Here is a 5824-nt window from a genome sequence, read left to right on the forward strand (position 1 = left end):
GTAATTTGTATCTTGGCGGTGCACTGCGGATTTCATTGATTACGCGCTGGGCGTCCGGACAAGCTGAAAAACCAGAGGGAGCCGAACTCACGACAGACTGGCGCGGGACGTTATTGCATCTACCATTGAGTGAAGTCGATGAAGAGATCGGCTGGTCGATTCCGTGGTTGGAAGGCATGCTGACTCATCCGCGACTGGACGGTTATTGGAAACGGCTGGAGCTGACCGAAGAGATCGCCGACCTGAAACTGCCGATGCAGCATATCGTCGGTTATTATGATTTCTTCTCGCGCGAATCAGTGGGTAATTTCATGCGGATGCAGCAGCAGGCGAGTGATCGGAAAACGCGTTCTCGCCAACAACTCATTCTCGGCCCGTGGGATCATGGTTCGATTGGTCGTTCGAAAGTGGGGGACGTCGATTTTGGTAAGAATGCGGTCATCGATGCCGCCGGGGAGAACCTCAAATGGTTTAATCGTGTTTTGAAAGCAGACGATTCCGCTATCCCTGCGGTTGACGTCCCCGTGAAATATTTTTCGATGGGCGACAATGTCTGGCACGAAGACACGACCTGGCCCCCACTGGGTTTTAAACAGACGTCTTTTTTTCTGCATTCCGATGGCCATGCCAATACGGGTGCCGGTGATGGCGTGCTTGATCGAACACCAGCTACAATGGGGGAAGCCTCAGACGCTTTTAAAGCGAACCCTGATGATCCTGCGCCTGCCTGTCCGGTTACTGAAGCGCGGCCCTTGATTTCGGCGACCTGGGCTCCCGTGGATCAACGCCCCATTGAAAAGCGTGATGATGTGCTGGTTTACACTTCCAAAGTTTTCACGAAACCGCTGACGTTTGCCGGTAATGCGAAAGCAAAGCTGTTTGTCTCGGCTGATACACCTGATGCAGACTGGGTGGTCAAACTGATCGACGTCCATCCTGATGGCTTTTCTCAAAATCTCACGGTGGGAATTTTACGAGGCAGTTTCCGTAATTCGGAATTGCATCCATTACCGCTCGAACCGAACAAAGTCTATGAAATCACCGTTGACCTGGGACCGATTGCAGCACAGATTGGCAAAGGACACCGACTGCGCGTTGATATCTGCGGCGCTTATTTTCCCTTGTTCGACCGCAACCCGAATACGGCGGAAGGGCCGTTTGGAAAAAAATCAGTTGTGGCTACCGAAAAGGTCTATCACGATCAGATACATCCTTCGCGGATTATTTTGCCGTGTAAGGAGTGAATGTGGTTTAGAATATACTCCAAACAAACAGTCCTTCGCATCTCAACAATTATATAACGATTCAGTTGACCCAATGATGAAAACTGAAGATTTAGAAAAATTAGTCATAAATCTTTTGGAGCCTTGTCGTTCCTTGTTGGATCCAGAATTGTTGACTGAAGTAGATCACTATTTGGAACACGGTGAACCGGAAATGGCCTTTGAAGGCCTGTTAATTGAACTCACTAAATCGAATCTTGATCCAACCCCATATAATACAAAGCAATGGGAACATACGGCGAAAGCATGTGGACTACTATCTGAAGGCGGCATATTCGACTATGAAATCTGGTCAAAGTTCTGTTCTTGGCGCGACATAAGCAAATAATAATTTACTTTAGCCAGATACAGTGACACAGAATCTATCGATCTCCCTCTTTTACCAGCTTCTATTTTTTTTCGCTTTGTTTCAGTTCGAAGGAATCGGCACGACTTTGAGATTGATCTTTGACTCATCGGCGATGCTCAGGACATCGCGGCAGTATTCATGGCAACTGATGCAGGTTGTTAAAGATTGAATATATGAGAAGGTGGCTCCGTCGAGATTTTTTTCCTTCGCCATTTTCGCGAGTTTTTTTGTTTGCCTGCGTAATTCGGTTCGGTGATGTGCATAGCCGGGATCGCTGTGCGAGGCCCATTCGGTGGCGTCACAAATGCGGCTCAAATCGTTGGCACCGCGTAGAATTTGGTCAAAGTCTTTTGTAACGAGTCCGTTGGTAATTTTCTGACTGCTGGCAAGCTTGGCAATCATCAAAGCGGCCTGCTGATCACTTTGATCGGTGTCCGTTTTGCTTTTTTCAGCTGAGGCGAAAACCGCTCCGGCGAGGAAAAGTACGCCCGTTGTCATCAAAAACCATCGTTGCTTCATGCTCATTACAGATCCCCGGGAAGTGTGACAAGCAAACTCAAGTCCTGAGTGGCTTTGCCATTTGTGTATGTAAGAAGTCACCAGTTTCAGCGGGCCGCTTCCATTTTGCTTGATCAATACAATCGGCCTAATACAGCGTATCGGCAATTGAGGGTAGAATTCTGTAATCGATGCACATAATTGGCTCAAGAATTGAAATCTACACGATCAAACAAAGAGTCTGGATTGTAGATTTTACAAATGTTTTGTTTAGCAAACGGCCGTTACGTGTTCGGAATTTCCCTCAATGATTTTCTGAGAGCGCTGCTGGCGTCAACTCTTTAAAATCAGGCTAAGAGCAACAACTCGCATGATTTTATCTGAGTCACGCGATTCGTACTATCATTTTTGACTCCAAAGTTTTATTTTGGATTTGGCACCGTGCTTCTCAAACGTACTGTAGCTGCCTGTTGAATGCGGGCTGCTTTAGAACCTCTCTTTAATTTCATTTGGTGATTCCTTATGACTGACTCTCCCTTTAAAGCGGCCCTGGCCCATGTGGCTCCTGTATTTCTTGATAAGAAAGCGACGGTCGACAAGGCTTGTTCGCTGATCCGAGAGGCTTCGAAACAGGGGGCTCAGATTATTGTTTTTCCGGAAACCTATATTCCGGCATTTCCGGTCTGGTGTGCGCTGCAGGCACCGATTCATAACCATGATCTGTTTTGCGAACTCGCCGCCAATTCGATAAAGATCGACGGCCCCGAACTGGCGATGATTGCGGATACGGCTCGCGAATGTGAGATTCTGGTTTCCATCGGGTTCAATGAAGGGACTACGGTCAGCAGCGGCTGTATCTGGAACGCCAACACGTTGATCGGCGATGATGGCAGTATTCTGTGTCATCACCGTAAGATTGTCCCCACGTTTTACGAAAAATTGATCTGGGCGCCCGGCGACGGTGCCGGCCTGCAAGTCAGCGAGACACGATTGGGCAGAGTTGGCATGCTGATCTGCGGCGAAAATACGAATCCGCTGGCGCGATTCACATTGCTGGCACAAGGCGAGCAGATCCATCTTTCCACCTATCCTCCTGTCTGGCCTTCGCATGACCCCGCGACGAATGAAAACTACGATCTCAAAAACGCGATCCTGATTCGCGCGGGGGCTCACTCTTTCGAAGGCAAACTATTCAATCTGGTGGCAGCCGGCTTTCTGGGTCGCTCCGCGCGTGACCTCTTGGCCAGCCGAGATAAAGAGGCCGGTCGAATTTTAGATAACAGCCCGCGCGGAATTTCCGTCGTCATCGGGCCGGATGGTGCTCCTGTCAGCGAGATCATGCAAGATGAAGAAGGGGTGCTGTATGCGGAAATTGATCTATCCTGTTGTGTCGAGCCCAAGCAGTATCACGATCTGGTCGGCGGGTATAACCGTTTCGATATCTTTCAACTGACCGTCAATCGCGAGGCCCAGCGCCCCATTAGTTTTCTACCTAATAACGAAGCAACACCTCATTCAGCAGGAGCCAATCCGGCTGGGTGAGACTGTGGGTTCGATACCCGATACTAGATAGAAACTGCCAGAGGCACCCGGAAAAATTGGCGATTGAGCATTAACTATTACAATGTTATTTATGACATTTTGCTATCTGTGCGTTAATCCGCAAAGTAGCGAAAAACAGGTAATAGGCAGAAACTACTTAATAGACTAGTTCGCCTCTCTTTGAGAGTCATTAAACGCATAAAAATCACGGGGTTTCGCATATGATTAAAACAATAAATTCGATCCAGTACCATGTATGGTCCGATGCGTTGCACGCTCGGAAATTGGCAAGGCAAACCGAAAACCAATGGGATCGCGGAGCATACGTTCGATGGTCTATCCAGACGGCATGGTCTGCATTCGAGAATGTGTGCACAGACGCACTAGACACATCTGGTCTTGGAATGCGATTTAAGGACCGATTTAACGATGCTTTGGCTAGCAAAAATTTGCCAGCCGTAGATTGGGGTCAAGGAATCTGGCAACAAGTTCTCGATGTCTATAGCATTCGGAAAGTCTTCGTGCACGTAGTACCAACAGTTTCGCACCAAAGACTGTTGGCAACTGTAACTGAAGCCGAATTTGCTATAAAAGTATTGCGTGAAGGAATACAGGCTGTTCTTGATCTTGAGGAGTTGCCCCACCCTTCATGGGTAAATGATGATGATGATCGGGGTTGGAATGGACCGCGTGGTGGAAATAGTGTGACGGCAAATCTTACAGCTATACATGCTGGAGTCGGTGAAGACGATCCCAATGTAATTCGTATTACGTATTTGTTACGCGGAGAAGAACATATTAGCGAAATTGCCCCACCCAATACCCCGCATGCTCCCTTGTTGGATCGATTAGTCAATTCCTTGAATGTACCTGTTGACGCGGTGAGGGCATATCGAGGCTCCGACCTTTTGGAAGAGCGAACCCCAAATCTAAGATAACTTGAACACTGACGAATAAACTACTATACCCGCGCAGCGAATTAGTTGTTACTTATTTCCAATCGTTCTTTGCAACTTGGGAGGAACCGTGGCTAACGCCATTCGGCTAATGATCAAAAACAAGATAAGCCGCAAGGCATTAGCGGCGGTTAATACCGATCTCGCTAAAGGTGACTTTCCTGAGAATTATCCTCTAATACGATTAAATAAACACTACCTAGCGTCGAGCCGCTCATGTTTTGGTTCATGAAACCTTATTTTAACTGCTCTTTCAAGTAGGCTGGATAGTTTACTTTGGTAGATCCCTGCGTCAGGCTGTCGCCGAAGCAGATTACTTTTGTGACATCAATTTTCTCTGTTGTCAGTTTTTTTGCAACCAGTTTTGCGAGGAGTTGGTAACCTTCTGGCGTCAGGTGGACTCCATCTTTGATGCCGCTGTTGGCGATGTTGCGCAGGACGCTGGTTTTCTGTTGATCTGCAATCTTGTGTTGGATGAGATGTTGATGAAAGTCGATCAAGGGGATTTCTTTCTGATTGGAAATCTCCAGCAGAATCGTGCGGACTTCCTGCATGCGTTCGTTAGGGGACTGGTCGGCGTACTTTTGGGGATCATGGCGATTGAACAACAGCTCGGGGATGCAGGGTGGTGGTGTTATCAATACTACTTTTGCGCCGCCTGCCTGAATCTTATCTAAAAGAGTGATGACGTTTTTTCTGTAATTTTCTGCTGTAATGAAGCCGCCCGAATTGAGTCGGTCGTTTGTTCCGACCATGAGTATTACTACGCTGGGATGGTGGGCGAGTACATCGCGGTTGAGGCGTTTTAAGAGTTGGGAGCTCCGATTTCCGCCGACACCTGCGTTGATCACTTCCGCGGCGACCACGTTGAGGGGCGAGGCGAACATATACATGGTTAAGCAGATTAGAAGGGATTTGAACACGTCTTATTTCTTTCCTGTAATTCAATTACGGCGGCCAGGTAGTGTTTCTTATTTCCAATAGTTCTATGCAACTTGGGAGGAACCGTGGCTAACGCCATTCGGCTAATGATCAAAAACAAGATCAGCCGCGGTTAATACCGATCTCGCTAAAGGTGACTCTCCTGAGAATGATCCGCAAAACGATTATATAAGCACTACCTAGCGCCGTGCCGCTCAAATATTAAAGGCAGCCTCTAAGAATCAATTTTTCAGATTAATTAAGATTTCAGAGAG

Annotated in this window: 6 protein-coding genes; 4 read left to right on the plus strand and 2 right to left on the minus strand. The window is 47.7% G+C overall.

The features are described 5' to 3' along the window. The coding region (locus Q0668_RS19970; protein WP_298867886.1) for a CocE/NonD family hydrolase at positions 1 to 1244 on the plus strand (1244 nt) is incomplete at its 5' end. A gap of 73 nt (positions 1245 to 1317) precedes the next feature. Continuing rightward, the gene (locus tag Q0668_RS19975) at positions 1318 to 1611 is read left to right on the plus strand and encodes a hypothetical protein (RefSeq protein ID WP_298867888.1); all 294 of its coding nucleotides are present in this window, start codon (positions 1318 to 1320) and stop codon (positions 1609 to 1611) included. Positions 1612 to 1692: 81 nt separating this feature from the next. Here Q0668_RS19975 and Q0668_RS19980 read toward each other — a convergent pair whose 3' ends face one another. Further along, positions 1693 to 2151 carry a hypothetical protein gene (locus tag Q0668_RS19980; RefSeq protein WP_298867890.1) on the minus strand — a complete coding sequence of 153 codons (459 nt, stop codon included), beginning with the start codon at positions 2149 to 2151 and terminating at the stop codon, positions 1693 to 1695. A 501-nt stretch (positions 2152 to 2652) separates the two neighbouring features. Here Q0668_RS19980 and Q0668_RS19985 point away from each other — a divergent pair. Together Q0668_RS19985 and Q0668_RS19990 are read left to right on the plus strand one after the other, a co-directional pair. Then, positions 2653 to 3672: a carbon-nitrogen hydrolase family protein gene (locus tag Q0668_RS19985; protein WP_298867892.1), complete on the plus strand. Its 1020-nt coding sequence runs from the start codon at positions 2653 to 2655 to the stop codon at positions 3670 to 3672. 404 nt (positions 3673 to 4076) lie between these two features. Continuing rightward, positions 4077 to 4610, plus strand: a complete 534-nt coding sequence (locus Q0668_RS19990) for a hypothetical protein (protein ID WP_298867894.1) — start codon at positions 4077 to 4079, stop codon at positions 4608 to 4610. Positions 4611 to 4864: 254 nt separating this feature from the next. On the opposite strand, the gene Q0668_RS19995 is transcribed toward Q0668_RS19990, so the two are convergent. After that, complete coding sequence (locus tag Q0668_RS19995) at positions 4865 to 5551, minus strand: GDSL-type esterase/lipase family protein (RefSeq protein ID WP_298867896.1); 687 nt, start codon at positions 5549 to 5551, stop codon at positions 4865 to 4867. Positions 5552 to 5824: the final 273 nt, after the last annotated feature.

Source organism: uncultured Gimesia sp. (assembly GCF_937910335.1).
Classification (GTDB): Bacteria; Planctomycetota; Planctomycetia; order Planctomycetales; family Planctomycetaceae; genus Gimesia.